Raw genomic sequence first — 21,489 nt, forward strand, 5'->3', positions numbered from 1 at the left:
CAAAGTTCCCACGTTGATCACTCCCGGCCACCCTTGCTCAAAAAATGAGCAGGATAGGCCAATGAAGTGGCTCAAATTTGGATGCAAATTCCTCTCAAAGTGGCTCAGTTTTTAAGGCCAATCAACAGGGCGCACTCGGCTGCTAGAACCACCATCACCGATCGCCCCAGCTTTTACCGCGCCACCTTTGGATGCACGGGCTTTTTTGGCGAGCCATTCCTTGAGCGACAACACACGCTCTTTCCAGACAGGTTTACCGCGCAAGTCTGGAAACCTTTCTCGCTGGTGCACTTGTTTCGTTTTGCCTTGAAGCGTGCTCGAAGGGTCTTTCTCAATGAGGGGTTGATCCTTTTTGTCTCGAGATGAGCCTGTGATTTCTGATTTGTCGTTTGGCTGTTGATGCTGGGTGTACTGGGGTTTGATTCTGCTGTCGGCCGAAACGTATTTCAATGATTTAAAGGGAAAGGCATGGCTACAGCTGTTGATGCCGTAGACAAGAAAGGTCTGGTTGGGTTTCCCTTGGTAGGAGAGCCACTTGCCGCTCACGTCCAGAAATGTGTTGCCCTCAAAAGGGAAGAAGCTTTGAATGAACGCTGGATCCCCAGTGCTTTTGGCTTTGAGCATGGATACGCTGTCCATGGCAGCGGATCGCCAAGCCACAGGATCCAGGCGGAGTCGACCTATGTCCGAGGCAGATCGACCTGACATGCCGTAGCCCAGCTTGAAAGACAGAAGCCCCGATTTGTGGTCGTAGCGGTCTTCGCTGTACAGGTTTTCACGTCTGAGTTGCGTCGAGAAAATTTGCCGCAGAAGCGAGCTGCTGGACCCAAAGTAAAAACGGATCAGCTCGACGCACGGGACAATCAATCGGCGTCCGTCTGGCAGATTGGCCCTCAGGCAATAGCTGTGCGTGGCATTCATGTGCCAGGGGTGTTCTGATATGGGGATCAGAAACCCGGCTTTGTCGGGGTTAAGGCCAGCTTTGATGAAGTCGATGGTGGTGCGGTCAATCCGGAGCTTTCTGAAGTTCTCGCGGGTGTATTCGGGACTCAAAAACAGTTTTTTGCGGTGCCAGATGTCCCCGATTCGCAGGACCATCAGGGTGCCAATGCTGACCCAAATCCGTGTTTGGCCCTTGGCTTGGGCGGTGCTGTGGGGCTGTAGCAAAACCTCGGGCTCGGCGCTGAAGTTGGATTCAGTGACTTTAGAGAGGTAAATCAGGATCGAGGGGTGTTTGCGGCGGGTGTACCGGTCTGGATAAGCAACCTCCCCAAACCAGTCCACTCGCCAGTAGGCATCGTCATTCGGGAATGCCGCGATATTTAGGGGCTCCTCTGGAGCTCCCGGCGCAGAGTTTGTTTCACCGCTGGTTGTGGATTCAAGCAAAAACTACCCCGACAAGTATTGAATACTTAGTCAGTATATGGGGCGGTCATGCCTTCAAATGCTCAACAGCCTTTATGAGCATTAAAAGTTCCTTGGTGGATAGATTTTTCCCATTATTCGCGGAAATTTCCCATCATTTACGGAACTTTCCCATTTTCTACAGACCTTTCACATTTATTTGCGCCGAGTGGGCTTGTTGGTCTGCGTGGTAACTGCTGCGCACCATGGCACCCACGGCTGCGTGCGAAAAGCCCATTTCGTAGGCCTTGGCTTCGAACATCTTGAACGTGTCGGGGTGCACGTAACGGCGCACCGGCAGGTGGCTGTTGCTGGGGGCCAGGTACTGGCCAATGGTCAGCATTTCAATGTTGTGCGCCCGCATGTCCCGCATGACTTCGATGATTTCTTCGTCCGTCTCGCCCAGGCCGACCATCAGGCCGCTCTTGGTGGGCACGTTCGGGAACAGTGCTTTGAATTTTTTCAGCAGGTTCAGTGAGAACTGGTAGTCCGAGCCTGGGCGTGCTTCTTTGTAGAGGCGCGGCACGGTTTCCATGTTGTGGTTCATCACGTCCGGCGGCGCGGCTTTCAGGATCTCGAGTGCGCGGTCATCGCGGCCTCGGAAGTCGGGCACCAGCACTTCGATCTGGGTGGTGGGCGAGAGTTCGCGGGTTTTGCGGATGCATTCGACAAAGTGCCCGGCACCGCCGTCGCGCAGGTCGTCACGGTCGACGCTGGTGATGACCACATATTGCAGCTTGAGCTGCGCGATGGTCTTGGCCAGGTTGTCGGGTTCGTTCACATCCAGCGGATCTGGGCGGCCGTGGCCCACGTCGCAAAACGGGCAACGGCGTGTGCACTTGTCGCCCATGATCATGAAGGTGGCTGTGCCTTTGCCAAAGCATTCACCGATGTTGGGGCAGCTGGCCTCTTCGCACACGGTGACCAATTTGTTGGCGCGCAGCACGTCCTTGATTTCGTAAAAGCGCGTGGTGGGCGAGGCCGCTTTCACGCGGATCCAGTCGGGTTTTTTGAGCACCTCAGCCGCTTCGACTTTGACGGGGATGCGCGAGAGCTTGGCCGCGGCTTTTTGCTTGGCCATGGGGTCGTAGTTTTCAACGCTTTGTACTTCGCGGACCACGGTGCGTTCGGTCGGGGTATTGCTCATCGGATTCTTTCGGTCGCCGTTTGGCGGCAGGTCAGGGGGCGTTTCACAGGCGGGCGGCGAGTTGGCCAGCCAGCACTCGGGCAGCTTCTTCCCAGGTGGTTTCAACACCGATTGTAAAAAGGTCCACCGTTTTCAGGCCGGCATAGCCGCAGGGGTTGATACGGTCAAAGGGTTGAAGGTCCATGGCCACGTTCAGGGCCGCGCCATGGTAGGTGCAGTGGCGGCTGACCTTGATGCCTAAAGCGCTGATTTTGCCCAAGCCCTTGAACGGGTCGTTTGCTGGGCTCGGGCCCATCAGGGCCGCGTGACTGAAGGGGTCGTCCAAGCGCACATAAATGCCTGGCGCACCCGACACCCGGTGGCCTGTCACGCCGAAGTGGGCCAGTGTGCGGATGATCGACTCTTCCAGCTTGAAGACGTATTCTTTGACGTAGTAACCCGCGCGTTGCAGGTTCACCAAGGGGTAAGCCATGACTTGCCCGGGGCCGTGATAGGTGACTTGCCCACCCCGGTTGGTCTGCACCACCGGAATGTCGCCGGGCATCAACAGGTGTGCAGCTTGCCCCGCCAGCCCTTGGGTGAACACCGGGGGGTGTTCGCAGAGCCAGAGTTCATTGGGCGTGCCCGGCGTGCGCTCCGCGGTGAAGGCCTGCATGGCCTCGTAGGTCGGCAGGTAGTCCACCTGCCCGAGCAACCGGATGTCCATGCTCAAAGGACGATCTTCACCATGGGGTGCGAGGTCAGAGCGCGGTACAGGTCGTCGAGTTGTTCGCGGCTGGTGGCAGTGATGTTGAGCGTCACGCCCAGGTAGTTGCCACCTTTGCTGGGGCGCAGTTCAATGGTGTGGGCGTCAAAGCCAGGGTCGAACTGCAGCGCAACTTGGCACATGGCTTCGGCAAAGCCGTCCACCATGGCGCCCATGACCTTGATCGGGAAAATCGAAGGGTATTCAATCAGGCTGTCTTTGCGCGGATCGGTGCCGTTGGGGGGGGTGGTGGAGGCGCTCATGGTGAATTCCGTTAGGGCAATAAGCTTAACGCCAGACGACAACGGCCAAAACCGCCAACCAACTCAGGGCGAAATTGGTCAGCACCATGGGGTGAATTTGCCCCAGGGCTTTGCCCGCATTGGGCCAATCTTCGGACGCCACGGCGGCTTTCAGGCGGCGAAAGGGCGCAAACCAAATGTGCGCAAAAATCAGGCACATCAAAACACCCAGCCCCGACATGGCGTGCCAGCCTCTGGGGGCGAGCTTCATGTCGGTCATGGACAGCATCCAGAAACCCGAAGCCAGAAGCACGGCGATGCCAATCCAGACCATGGTGAAAAAACGGGACAAGACTCCGGTCATCAGGGCCAGGCGCTGCGGGGGCTGGAGTTGTTGGATGGCCACAGGACGCAAAGCCAGAATCACCAGCGCCATGCCGCCCATCCAAACGATGCCCGCGCTAAGGTGGAGAAATTTAAACCATTCGTACATATGGGGGTCTTCGCAGTGGGTCGATAAAAAGGCGTGCAAGCCATCAAGAAGCTATTGTCACGGTACTGGATCCAGGCAAAGCCTGTGACTTGCAAGGAATAGGGTCAAAAAAATGAAGAAGCGCGGGTTTTTACGTATAGAATCAGAGGCTTTGCAAGATTCGATGCACGTTTAACCTGGGTGCCATTTGAGATGACCAAAATCGCCTCAACTTCTAAAGCAGGCTCAGGTGAAGCGAAATCAAGTGCTGTAGATGCTGTCACTGAGCCTGAATTCAAGCCCCTGACAGCCGATGAGGCGCAGGCTTGGCGGCTGAACAATCCAGCCATCATGCCCTGGCGAATCATTGGTTTGCAGATGGGCGTAGGTGCCTTGATGGTTTTGCTGACTTGGTTGCTGATGGATCCGCCTCAAATGGCTGCTTCAGTGGCTTGGGGCGTGGTTGCAGTGGTGATACCTGCCATGGTGTTTGTCAGGGCTTTGAGCCGACAAATACAATTTGGCAAGCCGAAATCTGCGTTGATGGGTTTGTTTGTGTGGGAATTGGTCAAAATTGTGTTGACCGTGGCGCTGCTTTTGGTGGCGCCCAAAGTGATACCTGATTTGAGCTGGCTTGCCCTGGTGGCCAGCTTCGTGGTGACGACAAAGGTGTACTGGCTGGCCATGGTGCTGGGCTGGGTACAACGAAAATCGAAGCCGACTATTTTTTGAACTGATTGGTGATTTATGTCTGCTGAAAACGCTGGCGCGCATGCCCCAACGGCTGGAGAGTACATCCAGCATCACTTGCAACATCTGCAAATGAATTTCTCATTTGAAGGCGTCAAGCAAACAAGCATTGTGGATTTCAGTTTGTTCAACCTCGACTCCGTTGTGTTGTCGGTCTTGCTGGGTGTCGTGGGTTGCTTTATTTTGTGGTCTGCTGCCCGCAAAGCGACTTCGGGTGTGCCCGGTCGCTTCCAGGCTGCCGTTGAGTTGCTGTCTGAAATGGTTGAAAACCAGGCCAAGGGTGTGATTCACAACGCCAACAGCCGCAAACTCATTTCGCCATTGGCCCTCACGGTTTTTGTTTGGATTTTCCTGATGAACGCCATGGACATGTTGCCCGTGGATTTGCTGCCCGGTGCTTGGCACTCGGTGGGCCCGTCTTTGGGTTTCAAAGATTACATGCGCGTGGTCCCAACGGCTGATTTGTCATCCACTTTGGGTTTGTCGTGTTCTGTGCTTTTGATCTGCTTGTTTTACAACATCAAAATCAAGGGCCTCGGTGGCTGGGTGCATGAGCTCGTTTCGGCCCCCTTTGGCGACCATTGGGCGCTGTACCCGATCAATTTCTTGATGCAGATGATTGAATATTTGGCCAAAACGGTATCGCACGGCATGCGACTGTTTGGCAACATGTTTGCGGGTGAGTTGGTGTTCATGTTGATTGCCCTGATGGGTGGCGGCTGGGCATTGTCGGCAACGGGTGTGGGCTTGGCCATTGGCCACATCATTGGCGGTACGGTGTGGACCTTGTTCCACATTTTGGTGATCACCTTGCAAGCTTTCATCTTTATGATGTTGACGCTGGTCTATACAGGCCAAGCGCACGACGCGCATTGATGACTCTTTTTCCCTCGTTTCTCGTTTCTTTTTCCAATCACTTTTAGGAGCTTCTCATGGAAAACATTCTCGGCCTGGTGGCATTGGCTTGTGGTTTGATCGTTGGTTTGGGTGCTTTGGGCGCCTCTATCGGCATTGGCATGATGGGTGGCAAATTCCTCGAATCCGGTGCTCGTCAACCTGAATTGATGAACGAGTTGCAGACCAAAATGTTCTTGCTGGCTGGTCTGATTGACGCTGCGTTCTTGATCGGTGTGGCCATCGCACTGTTGTTCGCATTCGCCAACCCCTTCGTTCTGAAGTAATCCACGTACCTCTTCCAACAGAAGAAGGATTGAACCGTGAACATTAACGCTACTCTGTTCATTCAGATGATCGTTTTTGCGATTCTGGTGTGGTTCACGATGAAATTCGTGTGGCCCCCGATCACAAAAGCGCTCGATGAACGAGCACTGAAAATCGCTGACGGCCTCGCTGCCGCCGACAAAGCCAAAGCCGAACTCAGCAACGCCAATGCGCGTGTTGAGGCCGAATTGGCCCAGTCGCGCACCGAGTCGGCTTCGCGCTTGGCAGACGCCGAGCGCCGTGCAAATGGCATCGTTGACGAAGCCAAAACACGTGCCACCGAAGAAGGCAACAAGATCATCGCCGCTGCTAAAGCTGAAGCTGAGCAGGAAGCTGTCAAAGCGCGAGAAGCCCTGCGTGAGCAGGTCGCAGCTTTGGCCGTGAAAGGCGCCGAGCAGATTCTCCGCAAGGAAGTCAACGCCGGTGTCCACGCTGATCTGCTGAGCCGCCTCAAGACCGAGCTGTAAGAAGCTCAAGCCAGAGAAGACCATGGCAGAACTTGCTACCATCGCACGCCCTTATGCCGAAGCGCTTTTCAAGGCGCAGGCATCCGACCTTGCTGGCGCGGCCGCTTGGCTGGACGAACTGGCTGCTGTTGCCGAAAACGCGCAATTGCAACAGTTTGTCGACAGTCCCAAAGTGTCCGATGAGCAGGCATTTGAGCTGATCTCTGGCGTGCTGCGCACAGCACTGCCTGAGGCTGGTAAGAACTTCCTGCATCTGGTGATCGAAAACCGCCGTCTCAGTGCACTGCCTGTCGTTGCACAGCAGTACCGGGCACTGATGAATGCGCAAAGTGGCACTGCTGATGCAGTGGTTTACAGCGCATTTCCCATCGACACTTCGGCTTTGGCTGACTTGTCGTCCACGCTTGAAAAACGCTTTGCGCGCAAGCTCAATGTGAGTGTCGAGCTCGATGCTGCCTTGATCGGTGGTATTCGTGTGGTGGTGGGTGACGAGGTGCTCGACACCTCCGTCAAGGCCCGACTGGAACAAATGAAATCGGCCCTCACCGCATAAGCGGGTGAGACCGGACATATTTAAAGAAAGAAGGAAAGAGTCATGCAACTCAATCCCGCAGAAATTTCTGAATTGATCAAGAGCCGCATCGAAGGGCTGTCCGCCAGCGCCGATATCCGCAACCAAGGCACCGTGGTGTCTGTGACCGACGGTATCGTTCGCGTCCACGGTTTGTCGGATGTGATGCAGGGCGAAATGCTCGAATTCCCCGCGACTGCTGATGGCGCTGCCACTTACGGTCTGGCCCTGAACCTTGAGCGTGACTCGGTCGGTGCTGTGATCTTGGGTGAGTACGAGCACATCTCCGAAGGCGACACTGTCAAGTGCACAGGCCGTATTCTGGAAGTGCCCGTGGGTCCTGAATTGATTGGCCGCGTGGTGAACGCTTTGGGTCAGCCGATTGACGGCAAAGGCCCCATCAACGCCAAGATGACCGACGTGATCGAAAAAGTCGCCCCTGGCGTGATCGCACGTAAATCCGTGGATCAGCCCATGCAAACTGGCCTGAAGTCGATCGACTCCATGGTGCCCGTGGGCCGTGGCCAGCGCGAACTGATCATTGGCGACCGTCAGACTGGCAAAACTGCCGTCGCGATCGACGCCATCATCAACCAAAAAGGTCAGAACATGACCTGCGTTTACGTCGCGATTGGCCAAAAAGCCTCGTCGATCAAAAACGTGGTGCGCGCGCTGGAACAAGCTGGCGCGATGGAATACACCATCGTCGTGGCAGCTTCTGCCTCTGAGTCTGCTGCGATGCAGTACGTGTCGGCCTACTCTGGTTGCACGATGGGTGAATACTTCCGTGACCGCGGCGAAGACGCTTTGATCGTTTATGACGATCTGTCCAAGCAAGCGGTTGCTTACCGTCAAGTGTCTTTGCTGTTGCGTCGCCCACCAGGCCGCGAAGCTTACCCTGGCGACGTGTTTTATCTCCACAGCCGTTTGCTCGAGCGCGCTGCCCGCGTGAACGCCGACTACGTCGAAGCTTTCACAAAAGGTGCAGTGACTGGCAAAACAGGTTCTTTGACGGCGTTGCCTATCATTGAAACCCAAGCCGGTGACGTGTCGGCCTTCGTGCCAACCAACGTGATTTCGATCACCGACGGTCAGATCTTCTTGGAAACCAGCCTGTTCAACGCCGGTATCCGCCCTGCGATCAACGCCGGTATCTCGGTGTCGCGCGTGGGTAGTTCTGCTCAAACCAAGGTCATCAAGGGCCAGTCCGGCGGTATCCGTACCGACTTGGCCCAGTACCGTGAATTGGCAGCTTTTGCGCAGTTCGCTTCTGACTTGGACGAATCCACACGCAAGCAGCTGGACCGCGGTGCCCGCGTGACCGAATTGCTCAAGCAAGCCCAGTACAGCCCCTTGTCCATCAGCTTGATGGGCGCCAGCTTGTTTGCTGTGAACAAAGGCTTCATGGACGACATCGATGTCAAGAAAGTCCTGGCGTTTGAGCACGGTTTGCACGCGTACCTGAAGGATAAGTGCGCCGCATTGCTGGCCAAGATCGAGAGCTCCAAAGCTTTGGACAAAGAGGCAGAAGCCGAATTGAACACCGCTGTGGCCGCTTTCAAGAAAAGCTTTGCTTAATTTCTACCTGATCAAAAGGAGCCACTGATGGCATCGGGCAAGGAACTACGCACCAAGATCAAATCGGTGGAAAACACCAAGAAGATCACCAAGGCCATGGAGATGATTTCCGTCTCCAAAATGCGCAAGGCGCAGGAGCGTATGCGCACTGCCCGGCCTTACAGCGAGAAGATTCGCACGATTGCGACCCATCTCGGTCAGGCCAATCCTGAGTACGTGCACGCCTTCATGAAGCAAAACGACGGCAAGTCGGTGGGCTTCATTGTGGTGACCACGGACAAAGGTTTGTGCGGTGGCTTGAACACCAACCTGCTGCGCGCCGTGACGGTTCAGTTGCGTCAAACACAGGCTGAAGGCAAGACACCTCTGGCCGTGGCCATTGGCGGCAAAGGTTTGGGTTTCCTGAACCGCGTCAATGCCAAAGTGGTGGCGCATGTGACCCATTTGGGCGACAAACCACACCTCGAAAAGCTGATTGGCCCCGTCAAGGTGCTGCTCGACGCTTATGCCGCAGGTGAGGTGAGTGCCGTGTACCTGTGCTACAACAAGTTTGTCAGCACCATGGCACAAGTGCCCACCATCGACCAATTGCTGCCCTTGTCTTCTTCCAAGATGGAAGCCGACACGAAAGCAGCAGGCGCTGTGGCCCACGGATGGGATTACATCTACGAACCCGATGCCCAGTCGGTCATTGACGATTTGTTGATCCGTTATGCAGAAGCCCTGGCGTATCAGGCCGTGGCTGAAAACATGGCTTCAGAGCATGCTGCCCGCATGGTGGCCATGAAGGCCGCCACGGACAACGCTGGCAACGTGATTGGCGAGCTCAAGCTCGTTTACAACAAGACCCGTCAAGCAGCCATCACCAAAGAACTGTCGGAAATCGTCTCTGGCGCAGCCGCGATCAGCGGTTGATTCCCAGTTCAGCAAATTCAAATTATTTGGAGCGAAAAATGCAAGCCCAAGGAAAAATTGTTCAGTGTATTGGCGCTGTGGTCGACGTGGAGTTTCCACGCAACCAGATGCCCAAGGTTTATGACGCACTCAAAATGGAAGGCTCCGCGCTGACCTTGGAAGTGCAGCAGCAACTCGGCGATGGCATCGTGCGCACCATTGCGCTCGGTTCTTCCGACGGTCTGCGCCGTGGCCTGATCGTTTACAACACCGGTAAAGCCATCACCGTTCCAGTGGGCAAAGCCACACTGGGCCGCATCATGGACGTGCTGGGTGCACCCATCGACGAACGTGGTCCTGTCAGCCAGGAACTCACCGCGTCGATTCACCGCAAAGCCCCTGCTTACGACGAACTGAGCCCTTCTCAAGAACTGCTGGAAACCGGCATCAAGGTGATTGACTTGGTTTGCCCGTTCGCCAAAGGCGGTAAGGTCGGTTTGTTCGGTGGTGCCGGTGTGGGCAAGACCGTGAACATGATGGAACTCATCAACAACATCGCAAAAGCGCACAGCGGCTTGTCCGTGTTCGCTGGTGTGGGTGAGCGTACCCGTGAAGGCAACGACTTCTACCACGAGATGGCCGATTCCGGCGTGGTGAACCTCGAGAACCTGCCAGAGTCCAAAGTGGCCATGGTGTACGGTCAGATGAACGAGCCACCAGGCAACCGTCTGCGCGTTGCTTTGACCGGTCTGACCATCGCTGAATCCTTCCGTGACGAAGGCAAAGACGTGTTGTTCTTCGTGGACAACATCTACCGCTACACACTGGCCGGTACCGAAGTGTCCGCTTTGTTGGGCCGTATGCCTTCTGCTGTGGGTTACCAGCCTACATTGGCCGAAGAAATGGGCCGTTTGCAAGAACGTATCACGTCGACCAAAGTCGGTTCGATCACCTCCATCCAGGCCGTTTACGTGCCAGCCGATGACTTGACCGACCCATCTCCTGCGACCACTTTTGCTCACTTGGACTCCACAGTCGTGTTGTCTCGTGACATCGCATCGCTCGGTATCTACCCAGCGGTCGATCCACTGGACTCCACCAGCCGCCAGCTGGATCCCTTGGTTGTGGGCCAAGACCACTACGAAACAGCCCGTGCTGTGCAAGGTACTTTGCAGCGTTACCGTGAACTGCGCGACATCATCGCCATCATGGGTATGGACGACTTGGCACCTGAAGACAAGTTGGCAGTGGCACGTGCCCGCAAGATCCAGCGTTTCCTGTCGCAGCCTTTCCACGTTGCCGAAGTGTTCACGGGTTCACCCGGCAAGTACGTCACATTGGCCGAAACCATCCGTGGTTTCAAGATGATTGTGGCTGGCGAGTGCGATCACCTGCCAGAGCAAGCTTTCTACATGGTCGGTACCATCGACGAAGCTTTCGAAAAGGCCAAAAAGGCCGCTTAAAGCAGCGCTTCGAGGTGGCTGATCCAGCCTCCTCGCAGCCCGCTTGAACGCACCTTTTTAAGGAGTAATCATGAACACCATCCACGTTGATGTGGTCAGTGCCGAAGAGTCCATTTACTCGGGTGAAGCCCGGTTCGTGGCCTTGCCCGGTGAGTCTGGCGAACTGGGCATTTACCCGCGCCACACCCCCCTGATCACCCGCATCAAGGCCGGTTCGGTACGCATCGAGACGGCAGACGGCGGCGAGGAATTTGTTTTCGTTGCTGGCGGCATTCTGGAAGTGCAACCGGACTGCGTGACCGTGCTGTCTGACACCGCGATCCGCGGCAAAGACCTGGACGAAGAAAAAGCCAACGCAGCCAAGGCCTTGGCTGAAGAGGCTTTGAAGAACGCCAAAAGCGAAATCGATATGGCCCGTGCGACTTCAGAGCTGGCCGTATTGGCAGCGCAGTTGTCTGCACTGCGCAAGTACCGCAAAAAATAAGTCACGGCTCAAACGGGGTGCATGCACCTTAACGACCACAAAAACCCGGCACAGCCATGTGACCGGGTTTTTTGTTGCCGACCGCACATGGTGGACGTGTAGACTTCAAAACATCATGAAACGAGCCAAACTCCAAGCAGCCATCGTGGGTGGAACCCCCGATGACGTCGAACACAACTTCTATGAAGCCCTGCACAACGCCGACATCGAGCAACTCATGGGGTGTTGGGCCGAAGAGGACGACATTGTTTGCATTCACCCCGGCGGTCCCAGGCTGGTCGGGCAAGGCGCCATTCGAGCAACCTTTGAAAACATGTTTGCCAACGGCAGTGTGCAAGCCCACCCTGAGAGAATCCACAAAATTGACTCCTTGGCCAGTGCGGTTCATCACTTGGTAGAACGCGTCGAGGTCATGACCCCGCAAGGGAAACAGCAAGCATTTGTGATTGCCACCAATGTTTACCATAAAACCCCCCAAGGTTGGCGCATGGTGGCGCATCACGCGAGCCCCGGTACGCCCCATGATTCGGCCGATGTGGGCGTCAAAGCACAAGTGTTGCATTGAGCGGCATGACCTACAAATCACCCGCATGGTTGCCGGGAGGGCATGCGCAGACGATATGGCCCGCACTGTTTGCTCGTCGACGCTTTGGACCCGTGTTGCCCAAGGTCAGAGAGCGGTGGACAGCCCCAGACGGTGACTTCATCGATGTGGACCGACAAGGTGCAAGCAGCCCCGATCGCCCATTGTTTGTGCTTTTCCATGGACTGGAGGGCTCATCAAGCAGCCACTATGCACAAGCGTTTGCCGATTGGGCGGCTGAGCACGATGTGCATTTTGCTTTGCCCCATTTCCGAGGGTGCAGTGGCGAACTGAACCATGGGCCGAGGGTCTACCATTCTGGTGATCACGAAGAAATCCATTGGGTGTTGGGTAAGCTGCGACAGCAGCATGTGCAAGACGGGGGACAGACCTTGGTGGCGGCAGGTGTGTCACTGGGTGGGAATGCGTTGATGCGGTGGGCGGCAGAGCACGGAAAAATGGCCAAGGGCTCTGCAGACGCAGTTGCTTCGATATGCGCACCTCTCGATTTGATAGAAAGTGGCAGAGCCATTGGGCAAGGTTTGAACCGACAAATCTACACACGGATGTTTTTACGCAGCATGAAACCCAAGGCCATGGCCAAGTTGGCGCAGCATCCCGGCTTGTTTGACGCGAAAAAACTGATGGCTGTGCGTGATTTGTATGCGTTTGACAATGTCTTTACCGCGCCCGTACACGGGTTCAAAAACACCGATGACTACTGGTCTAAAGCCTCTGCAAAACCGCTCATGAGGGATATCCAAATACCCGCGTTGGCCCTGAATGCCCGAAATGACCCTTTCGTTCCCGCAGAAAGCTTGCCCCAAGCGCAAGATGTCTCCACGTCGGTCACGCTTTGGCAGCCGCAACACGGAGGGCATGTGGGGTTTGCACAAGGATCGTGGCCAGGGCATATCCGGGGGCTGCCCGATCAAGTGGGCGCCTGGCTGATGACGGCCGCAGGAAAGCCGCTCTCTCAAAGGAATTCGTGACATGGATGACATCGTCAAACAAGCCATGGCCAAATGGCCCAACGTGCCCGATTGTTATGGGTGGTTGGGACTGGACAGCCGGGGTCAATGGTTCATGCGGGATGATCGAGTGCAGAGCTTGGGGGCGTTCCAGAGTGGCGTACCCGGGGCCAAAGGGTCGGTGCTGCGGCACGAAAAACTGATCGACTTTATTCATCGCAATTACGCAGCCGATGAAAAAGGCCAATGGTTCTTCCAAAATGGCCCACAACGGGTGTACGTCGAACTCGAACTGACCCCCTTCGTATGGCGCCTTGACGAAAACTTCGTGCCTGTGGCTCAAACGGGAGAAAAAACGCAGGTGCTGGAATGTCTGGTGGACGAAGTCGGTCGGGTCTATCTGAAAACCCCCCTGGGACTTGGCTTGGTTCACACGATGGATGTTGGCCATGTGGCTGAAGCCTTGGAGCAAGGCCGATGGCGTCTAGAGCCTTGTGAATCCCCAAATTTGCCCATTCAAAATGGCTACGTGGTCAGTCCGCAGGCAATCACCCGTGCCCAATTGACATAAAAAAACCGACCCTCGGGTCGGTTTTTTATCAATCGGTGGGGATCACTTTTTCTCTTGGGCTGCAGGCGCTGCAGGTTCTGCAAACTTGGCGCCACCATTGTTGGCCATGTACACAACGGCACGCGCGATTTCGATGTCGTTGAAGTCACCACCTGCTTGTGCACCCATAGCCCCTTTGCCTTTGAGCGCAGACGACACCAAGGTTTCCAAGCCTTGCTTGATGCGAGGGCCCCAAGCAGCAGCATCTGCAAACTTGGGAGCGCCCGCAGCGCCAGCAGCGTGGCAAGCCACACATTGGGCTTTGTAGACTTCTTCACCGGCCTTCAACGGACGGTTGGCATCACGAACTTCAATAGAGCCCACTTTTTGGATGCGCTGAGCCAATGACTTTTCGCTGTCGCTGGCACCCGGCGCTGTTTTGTTGGCCGAGGTGACATAAAACACCAAGCCAATGATGATGAAAACTGGGATGATGAAAGATGCAAAGCTGAGCAAAAGCATTTGCATGGGTGTTTTCACGGGGCCGGTGTGTGCTTCGTGGTGATCGTGGCTGTTGTCGCTCATGAAATCCTCTAATGGTGCTTGGCCTGAAGGCCTTCGGATGGTCCGGAATCAACCCAAGATTATAGCGGTCTGACCTTCAACAAGCTTTGGATCGGCTGGATGAAAGACAAGCCATGTGATAATGCATCCGCACCTGATGTTGCGGCTGTAGCTCAGTGGATAGAGTATTGGCCTCCGAAGCCAAGGGTCGTGGGTTCGATCCCCGCCAGCCGCACCAAACGCAATTTCGCCACCCTTTGCGGTGGCGTTTTTGTTGACGGCAAAGCTTGATCGCATAGAGGCTTTCAACTTCTTAACTTTCACTCTTCAGAGTGAATTAGGATGTGGTTTTTCATGAGGTGCACCCATGCCTATTGCAAATATTCGAGGCGTCGACATCTTTTACCAAGTGATCGGAGATAACGGTCCTTGGTTTGCGCTGTCTACAGGCGGGCGAAGAAGTCACAACGAGTTCATTTCTTTGGCTCAGAAAATCGCCGCAGGTGGATTCCGGGTGTTGCTGCACGACCGCAGAAATACGGGCGCATCTGAAGTTCGCATCGAGGGAGACGATGGCGAAGAAAACATTTGGGCCGATGATTTGGCCGAACTCCTGAAATATTTGGGCGCAACACCTGCCTTTTTGGGTGGCGCCTCTTCTGGCGCCAGACTGTCCATCTTGGTCACGCAGCGGCATCCTGAGATTGTCAAATCTTTGGTTCTGATTCGCGTCACCGGGGGTGAGACGGCCATCAGGCGCTTGCCAACAAAGTATTACCAAGTTTTCATTGATGCCGCTCAAAAAGGCGGTATGAAGGCCGTTTGCGAGACCGCTGATTATCAAGAGCGAATCAAAGCGCGACCGGCCAATGAAGACATCTTGATGGCCATGGATCCAAAGGACTTCATCAAAACGCAAGAAAACTGGTTGAAGGTGTTTACAAGCGGCCCTTCATACCCCGTGATGGGGGTCAACGAAGACACGCTCAAGGCGATTCACGTTCCCGTGCTGATCATTCCAGGTAACGATAGAACACATGCCAGTGTGAATGGCATTGAGGCTGCAAAGTTGATTCCGAATGCTCAGTTGTTTCAACTGCCGATTCAGGACCAAGACATCGATATCATTTCTTTTGGCGAATGGGGACATTTAGAGCCTGCCATTGCCACTCGGGTTCTTGAGTTTTTGAAAGGTGTCACGCCATGAAAATTCGACGCGTTGTGACGGGGCATGATGAAAATGGCAAGGCCATTGTTTCGCACGATGAGCTGTGCACCAACATCCTTTCGAGAAGAGATTTTCACCAAAGCTGTGTGGTGTGGTCTTCAGGCAAGCTGCCGGTCGACAACCAAGATCCTGCTGACGGTTACACAAGAGATGTCGCCGTGCTGGGCAAAGAAGACAGCGTGTTCCGCATTGTTCAGTACGATCCAGGTGTTGCATCGCGTAACCACCGAACTGAAACCCTTGACTATGCCGTGGTCATGTCAGGCTCGATCGACATGGACATCGATGGGCACAGGGTGCGCTTGCAGCAAGGCGATGTTTTGGTACAACGCGGCACGATTCACAATTGGGTCAACAATGGCACAGAGCCTTGTGTGATTGCTTTTGTTCTGATCGCCGCCAAACCCATTGATTTAACGCACCAAACACTTCATGCACATGGTTAATTTCGCGCAACAAGGCACGCGTCAAATGCGCATGCCTGTGGTCGTTTTATCGGGCTTGCTTTTATGGGCATCAGGCGACTCGACGGCTCAAACCTATCCCACGAAACCCGTCAAGATTGTGGTGCCTTCAGCGCCCGGTGGTGGCACGGACATCATTGGCCGATTGCTTGCCAAAGCTTTTTCCAGCGCACTGGGCCAAAACTTTTATGTGGAAAACAAACCAGGTGCCGGTAACTTGATTGGCATCGAAGCCGTGGCGCATGCACCTGCCGATGGCTACACCTTGCTGTTTGTGCCGAGCCCTTTGGTCTTGAATCCCATTTTGTACAAGAAGGTCAACTACGACCCTGTGAAAGACTTTGCGCCGATCGCCTTGGCGGCCACTGCACCCAATATTTTGGTCATCCATCCTGGCGTCAAGGTCAAAAACGTGCGTGACTGGATTGACCTGGCGAAAAAAGAGCCGACAGCACTCAACTACGCCAGTGCGGGTGTGGGCACCTCTCCGCACATGTCGATGGAGCTTTTCAACTACATGGCAGGCATTCAAACACTGCATGTTCCCTATAAAGGCACTTCGCCCGCAGTCACAGACTTGTTGGGTGGGCAGGTCAAAGGCATGTTTTCAAACGCACTCACAGTGATGCCGCATATTCAGTCCGGCAAAGTGCGCCCGCTTGCTGTTTCTGGCGCTAAACGCTTAGACATCCTGCCCGATGTGCCCACGGTGATGGAAGCTGGCGTACCCAATTATGTTTCTTTGCAGTGGTACGGCTTGCTTGCGCCCGCAGGCACACCTCAAGCCATTGTGCAAACCCTCAATGCAGAGATGTTGAAGGCTTTGCAAAGCAAAGAGATCAAAGAAAAATTGGCGGCTGAAGGCGCTGAGCCTGTAGGCAGTTCGCCGCTGGAATTTGCCAATTTAATCAAGAGCGACTATCAGAAATGGGCCGGTGTTGCCAAGCGAGCGGGCATTGAGCCGCAATGATTTGATGCCTTGCCTGTGCGATGGCTCAGGCCACCCACCAACTTTCAAGGGTTGGTTGGGTCTGTTGTCAGAGGTTCTTGAACGCGACGCGCGCCTGTGAAGCGTTTGGTCCAATAGGCGGCACGCAGGTCATCCACGCGAACCGCTTTGCCTGCACTTGGGGCATGGATGAATTTGCCATCGCCAATGTAAATGCCCACATGGCTGAAGGTGCGACGCATGGTGTTGAAAAAAACCAAGTCGCCAGGGTTCAGGTCATTGCGTTCAATTTTTTCAGTGGTTTTGGCTTGCTCATCCGCACGCCTTGGCAGCAGACGGCCCACAGAGGTTTCGTAGATGTGACGCACAAAACCACTGCAATCAAAACCCGTTTCGGACGACGAGCCACCGCGTTTGTAGGGCACGCCCAGCAGTGTCATGGCCTTGCCCAACATCTGGTTGGTTTTATCGCCCACAGAGGTTTTCACTTGGTCACCCAACAGGATCAAATTGAGCGATTCACTGACACGTTTGTCCACCTGCACCGGTGTGTCTTCAGGTGCAGCCAAGGTCAATGAGGTGGCCAGCAGCAGGGTGGCGGCCACGGCGATAGCCTTAAAAATCACAGTTCGTAGATGGATTCATGGGACGGGCATGATAACAAGTCAGTCCCCTTGGGCGCAAGAACTCACTTTGGCTTTCGCTACAGGGCCATCGCAAGCCACGGGTCAAACCCCGTAGCGGTCGCGATAAGCCTGCACTTTGGGCAGGTGCTGGCCCAATTCACTGCCGCTTTGGGTGGACAGGTAAGCCAGCAAATCCGACAGTTCAGCAATGCAGCACACGCTCATGCCCAGTGTGCCACGCACATATTGCACCGCGCTGTGGGCCACATCCTGCACCGAGCCGTCGGCTTGTTTTTCGGTGGCCATTTCCTGGCGGTCCAGCGCAATCGCTATCGCGTGTGGGGTGGCCCCGGCGGCCTTGATGAGTTCAATGGATTCGCGGGCGGCTGTGCCGGCGCTCATCACATCGTCCACGATCAGCACGCGGCCTTTGAGCGGCGCGCCCACCAGCGAGCCGCCTTCGCCGTGGTCTTTGGCTTCCTTGCGGTTGTAAGCAAAAGGCACGTTCTTGCCCAGGCGGGCCAGTTCGATGGCCACAGCCGCGCCCAGGGGGATGCCTTTGTAGGCGGGGCCAAAGATCATGTCGAATTCAATGCCGCTGGCCATCAGGGCTTTTGCATAGAATTGCGCCAGTCGGCCGAGCTTGGCGCCATCGTCAAACAGGCCGGCATTAAAGAAATAAGGGCTCATGCGCCCAGCTTTGGTCTTGAATTCGCCAAAGCGCAGCACGCCCGAGTCGACCGCAAATTGCACAAATTCCTGAGCGAGCGCCTGTGTGTCGGCGCCGCTTGCCTGTCCTGTCACCATGGGGAAATCCTTGTTCAAACTCACCAGCCTCAACCTCAACGGCATCCGTTCGGCCACGACCAAAGGGGTCGCAGCGTGGCTGGCGCAAGAGAAACCCGATTGTATTTGTGTGCAAGAGGTCAAAGCCCAGGCGCCTGATGTGGCCGGTAAGTTTGAAGAACTGGCGGGCTTGAAGGGCCACTTTCACTTTGCCGAGAAAAAAGGCTATTCGGGCGTGGGCGTCTACACCCGCCACGAACCCAGCGATGTGGTGGTCGGCTTTGACGGCGGCGAATTCGACGCCGAAGGCCGTTATGTGGAAACGCGCTTCGACACGCCTGCCCGCAAGCTGTCCATCATCAGCGTGTACTTTCCGAGTGGTTCGTCCGGCCCTGAGCGGCAAGAGGCCAAGTTCCGGTTCTTGAACAAGATGTACCCGCACCTGATGGCCCTCAAGGCCGAGCGTGACTTCATTGTGTGCAGCGACGTGAACATCGCTCATCAACAGGCCGATCTGAAGAACTGGAAGGGCAACCTCAAAAACAGTGGTTTCTTGCCCGAAGAGCGTCAGTGGATGACCCAGCTGACGACCGAAGGCGGCGTGGTGGACGTGTACCGCCGTTTGAAACCCGAGACCACCGACGAGTGCTACACCTGGTGGAGCAACCGCGGCCAAGCTTATGCCAAGAACGTGGGCTGGCGTCTGGACTACCACCTGGCCACGCCCGCCGTGGCCGAAAAGGCCCGCACCGAGCACATCTACAAGAGCGAGAAGTTCTCTGACCACGCGCCGATCACCATTGGCTACGACTTCTCGATTTGATCTGAATTTTCTGGACCCTACCCTCATGACGCTGTTCTCGCCCCTTTTGTTGCCCAACGGCGTCACCATTCCCAACCGCATCGCCAAGGCCGCGATGGAAGAAAACATGGCCGACAGCGACCATGCGCCTTCCGCCGCCTTGCTGCGCCTGTACCAAGCTTGGGCCGACGGGGAAGCGGGTTTGATCTTGACGGGCAATGTGATGGTGGACGCCCGCGCCATGACCGGCCCCGGTGGTGTGGTGCTTGAAGACGAGGCCCATCTGGACCGCTTCAAAGCTTGGGCCCAGGCGGGGCGCTCTCGGGGCGCACAGGTGTGGATGCAGATCAACCACCCGGGGCGTCAGATGCCCGCTGCCTTGGGACAGCAAACGGTGGCCCCATCGCCCGTGGCGCTGAACCTGGGGGCCCAATCGAATCGATTTGCCATGCCCAAGGCCATGAGTGAAGACGACATCGAAGACGTCAAGAACCGGTTTGTGGCCACCGCCGTGCTCGCCGAACGGGCCGGGTTCACGGGTGTGCAGATCCATGCTGCGCACGGCTATTTGCTCAGCCAGTTCCTTTCGCCCTTGTCGAATCACCGTCAGGATGCGTGGGGCGGGAGTCTGCAAAACCGGGCCCGCTTGCTGCTCAACATTGTGCAGGCGGTGCGTGCCGCCGTGGCCCCAGGCTTTGCGGTGGCCGTGAAGCTCAATTCGGCTGATTTTCAGCGTGGCGGTTTCTCGCCCGATGACGCGCGTGAGGTGGTTCAGATGCTGGCACCGCTCGGCGTGGACCTGGTGGAGTTGTCTGGTGGCAGCTACGAAGCCCCGGCCATGATGGGCACGTCCAGGGACGAGCGCACACTGGCGCGTGAAGCCTATTTCCTCGAGTTCGCACGCGACATCGTGGCCGTGGCGGCCATGCCCTTGATGGTCACAGGGGGTATCCGCCGGGCCGAGGTGGCGCAGCAAGTGCTGGACAGCGGTGTGGCGATGGTCGGCATCGCCACGGCCTTGGCACTGGAGCCCGCCTTGCCCCGTCACTGGCGTGCGGGTCAAACCACGGCGCCCATGTTGCTCAAACCGATCACCTGGAAAAACAAAGGCTTGGCTGCGGCTGCGCACATGGGGGCCGTCAAATACCAGTTGACCCGCCTGAGCCAACAACGCCCACCCCGGCCCGGGGTGTCGCCAGTCTGGGCTTTGCTGGTGTCACAAGTCAGTGCCATGTGGGGCGCGCGTGCTTACAGGCAATGGATGCAGGGGCGAAACGCCCGCTGATGCGCTAGGTGCCAGACGCGCACAAGGGTTTGCTCTGAGGCCATAAGGGCCTGAAGCTGTTTCAATGGCCTGTGTAACCCCTGTAGGGGCAAACGGAGGCATGATGAAAAAGCTGTTGGGTGTTTTGGGTGTGCTGGTGCTGGCTGGGCTGGCGTATTTTTGTCTCTGGCCCATCCCGATCGAGCCGGTCATCTGGGATGCGCCCAAAGCGCAGGGCTACGTGGGGCCCCATGTGGTCAACGACAAGCTGGCCAAACTCAACATGATCGATCTGGGCGCTGAGGCGGGGCCGGAGCACATCGTCATTGGGCCGGACGGCAAGCTTTACACCACGGTGGAGAGTGGGCGCATCTTGCGCATGCAGCCTGATGGCTCGCAGCAAGAAGTTTTTGCCCAAACGGGCGGCCGGGTGCTGGGTTTTGACTTTGACGCCAAAGGCCATTTGATTGCTGCTGATGCGGTCAAAGGCCTGCTCTCTATTGCGCCTGATAAATCGATCAAGCTGCTCACCGACAAGGTCGATGTGAAAGGCCAGCCCGACCCGATACGCTACGCCGACGCGGTGGTGGTGGCCCAAAACGGCAAGATGTACCTGAGCGACGCCTCTACCCGCTTTGCCCCCAAGGACTGGGGCGGCACTTTTGAGGCCAGCGTGCTCGACATCCTGGAGCAGGCGGCCACGGGCCGTGTGCTGGAGTTTGACCCGGCCAATGGCCAAACCCGTGTGGTGGCCCAGGGCTTGAGCTTTGCCAACGGCGTGGCGCTGAGCCAGGACGAGAAGCACCTGTTTGTGAACGAGACCGGCAAATACCGCGTTTGGAAAATCGACGTCAATGCCCAAGGCGTGGACGTGAGGGCTCTGGATGCGAAAAAGGGCAACGAACAAGCCCGTGTGCTGTTCGATAACCTGCCCGGCTACCCCGACAACCTGATGCGCGGGCGCGACGGCAAGATCTGGCTGGGTTTTGCCAAGCCACGCAACCCGACCATCGACGATCTGGCGCAAAAACCGTTCATGCGCAAAGTCACCTTGCGCCTGCCCCGCGCCCTGTGGCCCATTCCCAAGGCTTATGGCCATGTGATGGCTTTCACCGAAGATGGCAAGGTGCTCATGGACTTGCAAGACCCGAGCGGTCAGTACCCTGAGAGCACGGGCGTCACCGAGACGGCAGACAGGCTTTATATCCAGAGCCTGCATGCCAAGGGACTGGGCTGGATGCCGCGTTAACCCGGTGCTGTTTAC

Annotated in this window: 26 protein-coding genes and 1 tRNA gene; 19 read left to right on the forward strand and 8 right to left on the reverse strand. The window is 56.2% G+C overall.

Features of this window, described 5'->3' with window-relative positions:
- Positions 1–111 precede the first annotated feature (111 nt).
- From B9Z40_RS17170 to B9Z40_RS14625, 5 genes are all read right to left on the reverse strand, one after another.
- A complete protein-coding gene (locus B9Z40_RS17170; RefSeq protein WP_143473994.1) occupies positions 112–639 on the reverse strand; it encodes a hypothetical protein in 528 nt (175 codons plus the stop codon).
- Positions 640–1,543: 904 nt separating this feature from the next.
- Positions 1,544–2,551: a lipoyl synthase gene (lipA, locus tag B9Z40_RS14610; RefSeq protein ID WP_100174109.1), complete on the reverse strand. Its 1,008-nt coding sequence runs from the start codon at positions 2,549–2,551 to the stop codon at positions 1,544–1,546.
- A gap of 43 nt (positions 2,552–2,594) precedes the next feature.
- Positions 2,595–3,257, reverse strand: coding sequence for a lipoyl(octanoyl) transferase LipB (lipB, locus tag B9Z40_RS14615; RefSeq protein WP_100174110.1), 663 nt, complete (start codon positions 3,255–3,257; stop codon positions 2,595–2,597).
- Positions 3,258–3,259: 2 nt separating this feature from the next.
- On the reverse strand, positions 3,260–3,559 hold the full coding sequence (locus B9Z40_RS14620; protein ID WP_100174111.1) for a DUF493 family protein: 300 nt from the start codon (positions 3,557–3,559) through the stop codon (positions 3,260–3,262).
- Positions 3,560–3,584: 25 nt separating this feature from the next.
- Positions 3,585–4,031: a CopD family protein gene (locus B9Z40_RS14625; protein ID WP_100174112.1), complete on the reverse strand. Its 447-nt coding sequence runs from the start codon at positions 4,029–4,031 to the stop codon at positions 3,585–3,587.
- 192 nt (positions 4,032–4,223) lie between these two features.
- On the opposite strand from B9Z40_RS14625, the gene B9Z40_RS14630 reads away from it, so the two are divergent.
- The 12 genes from B9Z40_RS14630 (at position 4,224) to B9Z40_RS14685 (ending at position 13,563) form a co-directional block, all read left to right on the forward strand.
- Positions 4,224–4,742: an ATP synthase subunit I gene (locus B9Z40_RS14630; RefSeq protein WP_100174113.1), complete on the forward strand. Its 519-nt coding sequence runs from the start codon at positions 4,224–4,226 to the stop codon at positions 4,740–4,742.
- A gap of 15 nt (positions 4,743–4,757) precedes the next feature.
- Complete coding sequence (gene atpB / locus B9Z40_RS14635; RefSeq protein ID WP_100174114.1) at positions 4,758–5,636, forward strand: F0F1 ATP synthase subunit A; 879 nt, start codon at positions 4,758–4,760, stop codon at positions 5,634–5,636.
- A gap of 56 nt (positions 5,637–5,692) precedes the next feature.
- On the forward strand, positions 5,693–5,941 hold the full coding sequence (gene atpE, locus B9Z40_RS14640; RefSeq protein WP_019426878.1) for a F0F1 ATP synthase subunit C: 249 nt from the start codon (positions 5,693–5,695) through the stop codon (positions 5,939–5,941).
- Between the two features lie 36 nt (positions 5,942–5,977).
- Positions 5,978–6,448 carry a F0F1 ATP synthase subunit B gene (locus tag B9Z40_RS14645; RefSeq protein WP_100174115.1) on the forward strand — a complete coding sequence of 157 codons (471 nt, stop codon included), beginning with the start codon at positions 5,978–5,980 and terminating at the stop codon, positions 6,446–6,448.
- Between the two features lie 22 nt (positions 6,449–6,470).
- A complete protein-coding gene (locus B9Z40_RS14650) occupies positions 6,471–7,001 on the forward strand; it encodes a F0F1 ATP synthase subunit delta (protein ID WP_100174116.1) in 531 nt (176 codons plus the stop codon).
- Positions 7,002–7,043: 42 nt separating this feature from the next.
- The gene (gene atpA / locus B9Z40_RS14655) at positions 7,044–8,597 is read left to right on the forward strand and encodes a F0F1 ATP synthase subunit alpha (protein WP_100174117.1); all 1,554 of its coding nucleotides are present in this window, start codon (positions 7,044–7,046) and stop codon (positions 8,595–8,597) included.
- Between the two features lie 27 nt (positions 8,598–8,624).
- Positions 8,625–9,512, forward strand: coding sequence for a F0F1 ATP synthase subunit gamma (atpG, locus tag B9Z40_RS14660; protein WP_100174118.1), 888 nt, complete (start codon positions 8,625–8,627; stop codon positions 9,510–9,512).
- Positions 9,513–9,550: 38 nt separating this feature from the next.
- Positions 9,551–10,954, forward strand: a complete 1,404-nt coding sequence (gene atpD / locus B9Z40_RS14665; protein ID WP_019429180.1) for a F0F1 ATP synthase subunit beta — start codon at positions 9,551–9,553, stop codon at positions 10,952–10,954.
- 70 nt (positions 10,955–11,024) lie between these two features.
- On the forward strand, positions 11,025–11,438 hold the full coding sequence (locus B9Z40_RS14670; RefSeq protein ID WP_100174119.1) for a F0F1 ATP synthase subunit epsilon: 414 nt from the start codon (positions 11,025–11,027) through the stop codon (positions 11,436–11,438).
- Positions 11,439–11,553: 115 nt separating this feature from the next.
- Positions 11,554–12,003, forward strand: a complete 450-nt coding sequence (locus B9Z40_RS14675; RefSeq protein ID WP_100174120.1) for a nuclear transport factor 2 family protein — start codon at positions 11,554–11,556, stop codon at positions 12,001–12,003.
- Positions 12,004–12,008: 5 nt separating this feature from the next.
- Positions 12,009–13,013, forward strand: coding sequence for a YheT family hydrolase (locus tag B9Z40_RS14680; protein ID WP_100174121.1), 1,005 nt, complete (start codon positions 12,009–12,011; stop codon positions 13,011–13,013).
- Position 13,014: 1 nt separating this feature from the next.
- Positions 13,015–13,563: a DUF2946 family protein gene (locus B9Z40_RS14685; protein ID WP_100174122.1), complete on the forward strand. Its 549-nt coding sequence runs from the start codon at positions 13,015–13,017 to the stop codon at positions 13,561–13,563.
- A gap of 42 nt (positions 13,564–13,605) precedes the next feature.
- On the opposite strand, the gene B9Z40_RS14690 is transcribed toward B9Z40_RS14685, so the two are convergent.
- Positions 13,606–14,127, reverse strand: a complete 522-nt coding sequence (locus B9Z40_RS14690) for a cytochrome c5 family protein (protein ID WP_100174123.1) — start codon at positions 14,125–14,127, stop codon at positions 13,606–13,608.
- Positions 14,128–14,268: 141 nt separating this feature from the next.
- Here B9Z40_RS14690 and B9Z40_RS14695 point away from each other — a divergent pair.
- From B9Z40_RS14695 to B9Z40_RS14710, 4 genes are all read left to right on the forward strand, one after another.
- Positions 14,269–14,344 (forward strand) — tRNA-Arg (locus B9Z40_RS14695).
- Positions 14,345–14,473: 129 nt separating this feature from the next.
- Positions 14,474–15,313, forward strand: a complete 840-nt coding sequence (locus B9Z40_RS14700; RefSeq protein WP_100174124.1) for an alpha/beta fold hydrolase — start codon at positions 14,474–14,476, stop codon at positions 15,311–15,313.
- Complete coding sequence (locus B9Z40_RS14705) at positions 15,310–15,780, forward strand: cupin domain-containing protein (RefSeq protein ID WP_100174125.1); 471 nt, start codon at positions 15,310–15,312, stop codon at positions 15,778–15,780. The genes B9Z40_RS14700 and B9Z40_RS14705 overlap by 4 nt, the downstream gene beginning before the upstream one ends.
- Positions 15,767–16,768: a tripartite tricarboxylate transporter substrate binding protein gene (locus B9Z40_RS14710; RefSeq protein ID WP_233204930.1), complete on the forward strand. Its 1,002-nt coding sequence runs from the start codon at positions 15,767–15,769 to the stop codon at positions 16,766–16,768. Before B9Z40_RS14705 ends, B9Z40_RS14710 begins: the two co-directional genes overlap by 14 nt.
- A 44-nt stretch (positions 16,769–16,812) precedes the next feature.
- Here the strand turns inward: B9Z40_RS14710 and B9Z40_RS14715 are convergent, their stop codons facing one another.
- Entirely contained in the window at positions 16,813–17,352 is a 540-nt protein-coding gene (locus tag B9Z40_RS14715) for a C40 family peptidase (RefSeq protein ID WP_369823471.1), read from the reverse strand.
- 123 nt (positions 17,353–17,475) lie between these two features.
- On the reverse strand, positions 17,476–18,180 hold the full coding sequence (pyrE, locus tag B9Z40_RS14720) for an orotate phosphoribosyltransferase (protein ID WP_100174126.1): 705 nt from the start codon (positions 18,178–18,180) through the stop codon (positions 17,476–17,478).
- A 10-nt stretch (positions 18,181–18,190) separates the two neighbouring features.
- Between pyrE and B9Z40_RS14725 the strand changes: the two genes are divergently transcribed.
- The 3 genes from B9Z40_RS14725 to B9Z40_RS14735 all read left to right on the forward strand — a co-directional run bounded on the left by B9Z40_RS14725 (position 18,191) and on the right by B9Z40_RS14735 (position 21,474).
- Positions 18,191–18,982, forward strand: a complete 792-nt coding sequence (locus tag B9Z40_RS14725; RefSeq protein WP_100174260.1) for an exodeoxyribonuclease III — start codon at positions 18,191–18,193, stop codon at positions 18,980–18,982.
- A 25-nt stretch (positions 18,983–19,007) separates the two neighbouring features.
- On the forward strand, positions 19,008–20,246 hold the full coding sequence (locus B9Z40_RS14730) for an NADH:flavin oxidoreductase/NADH oxidase family protein (protein ID WP_100174127.1): 1,239 nt from the start codon (positions 19,008–19,010) through the stop codon (positions 20,244–20,246).
- A 100-nt stretch (positions 20,247–20,346) separates the two neighbouring features.
- A complete protein-coding gene (locus tag B9Z40_RS14735) occupies positions 20,347–21,474 on the forward strand; it encodes an SMP-30/gluconolactonase/LRE family protein (RefSeq protein WP_100174128.1) in 1,128 nt (375 codons plus the stop codon).
- Positions 21,475–21,489: the final 15 nt, after the last annotated feature.

The sequence above is a fragment of the Limnohabitans sp. 15K genome, from assembly GCF_002778285.1.
In the GTDB taxonomy this organism is placed as follows: Bacteria; Pseudomonadota; Gammaproteobacteria; order Burkholderiales; family Burkholderiaceae_C; genus Limnohabitans_A.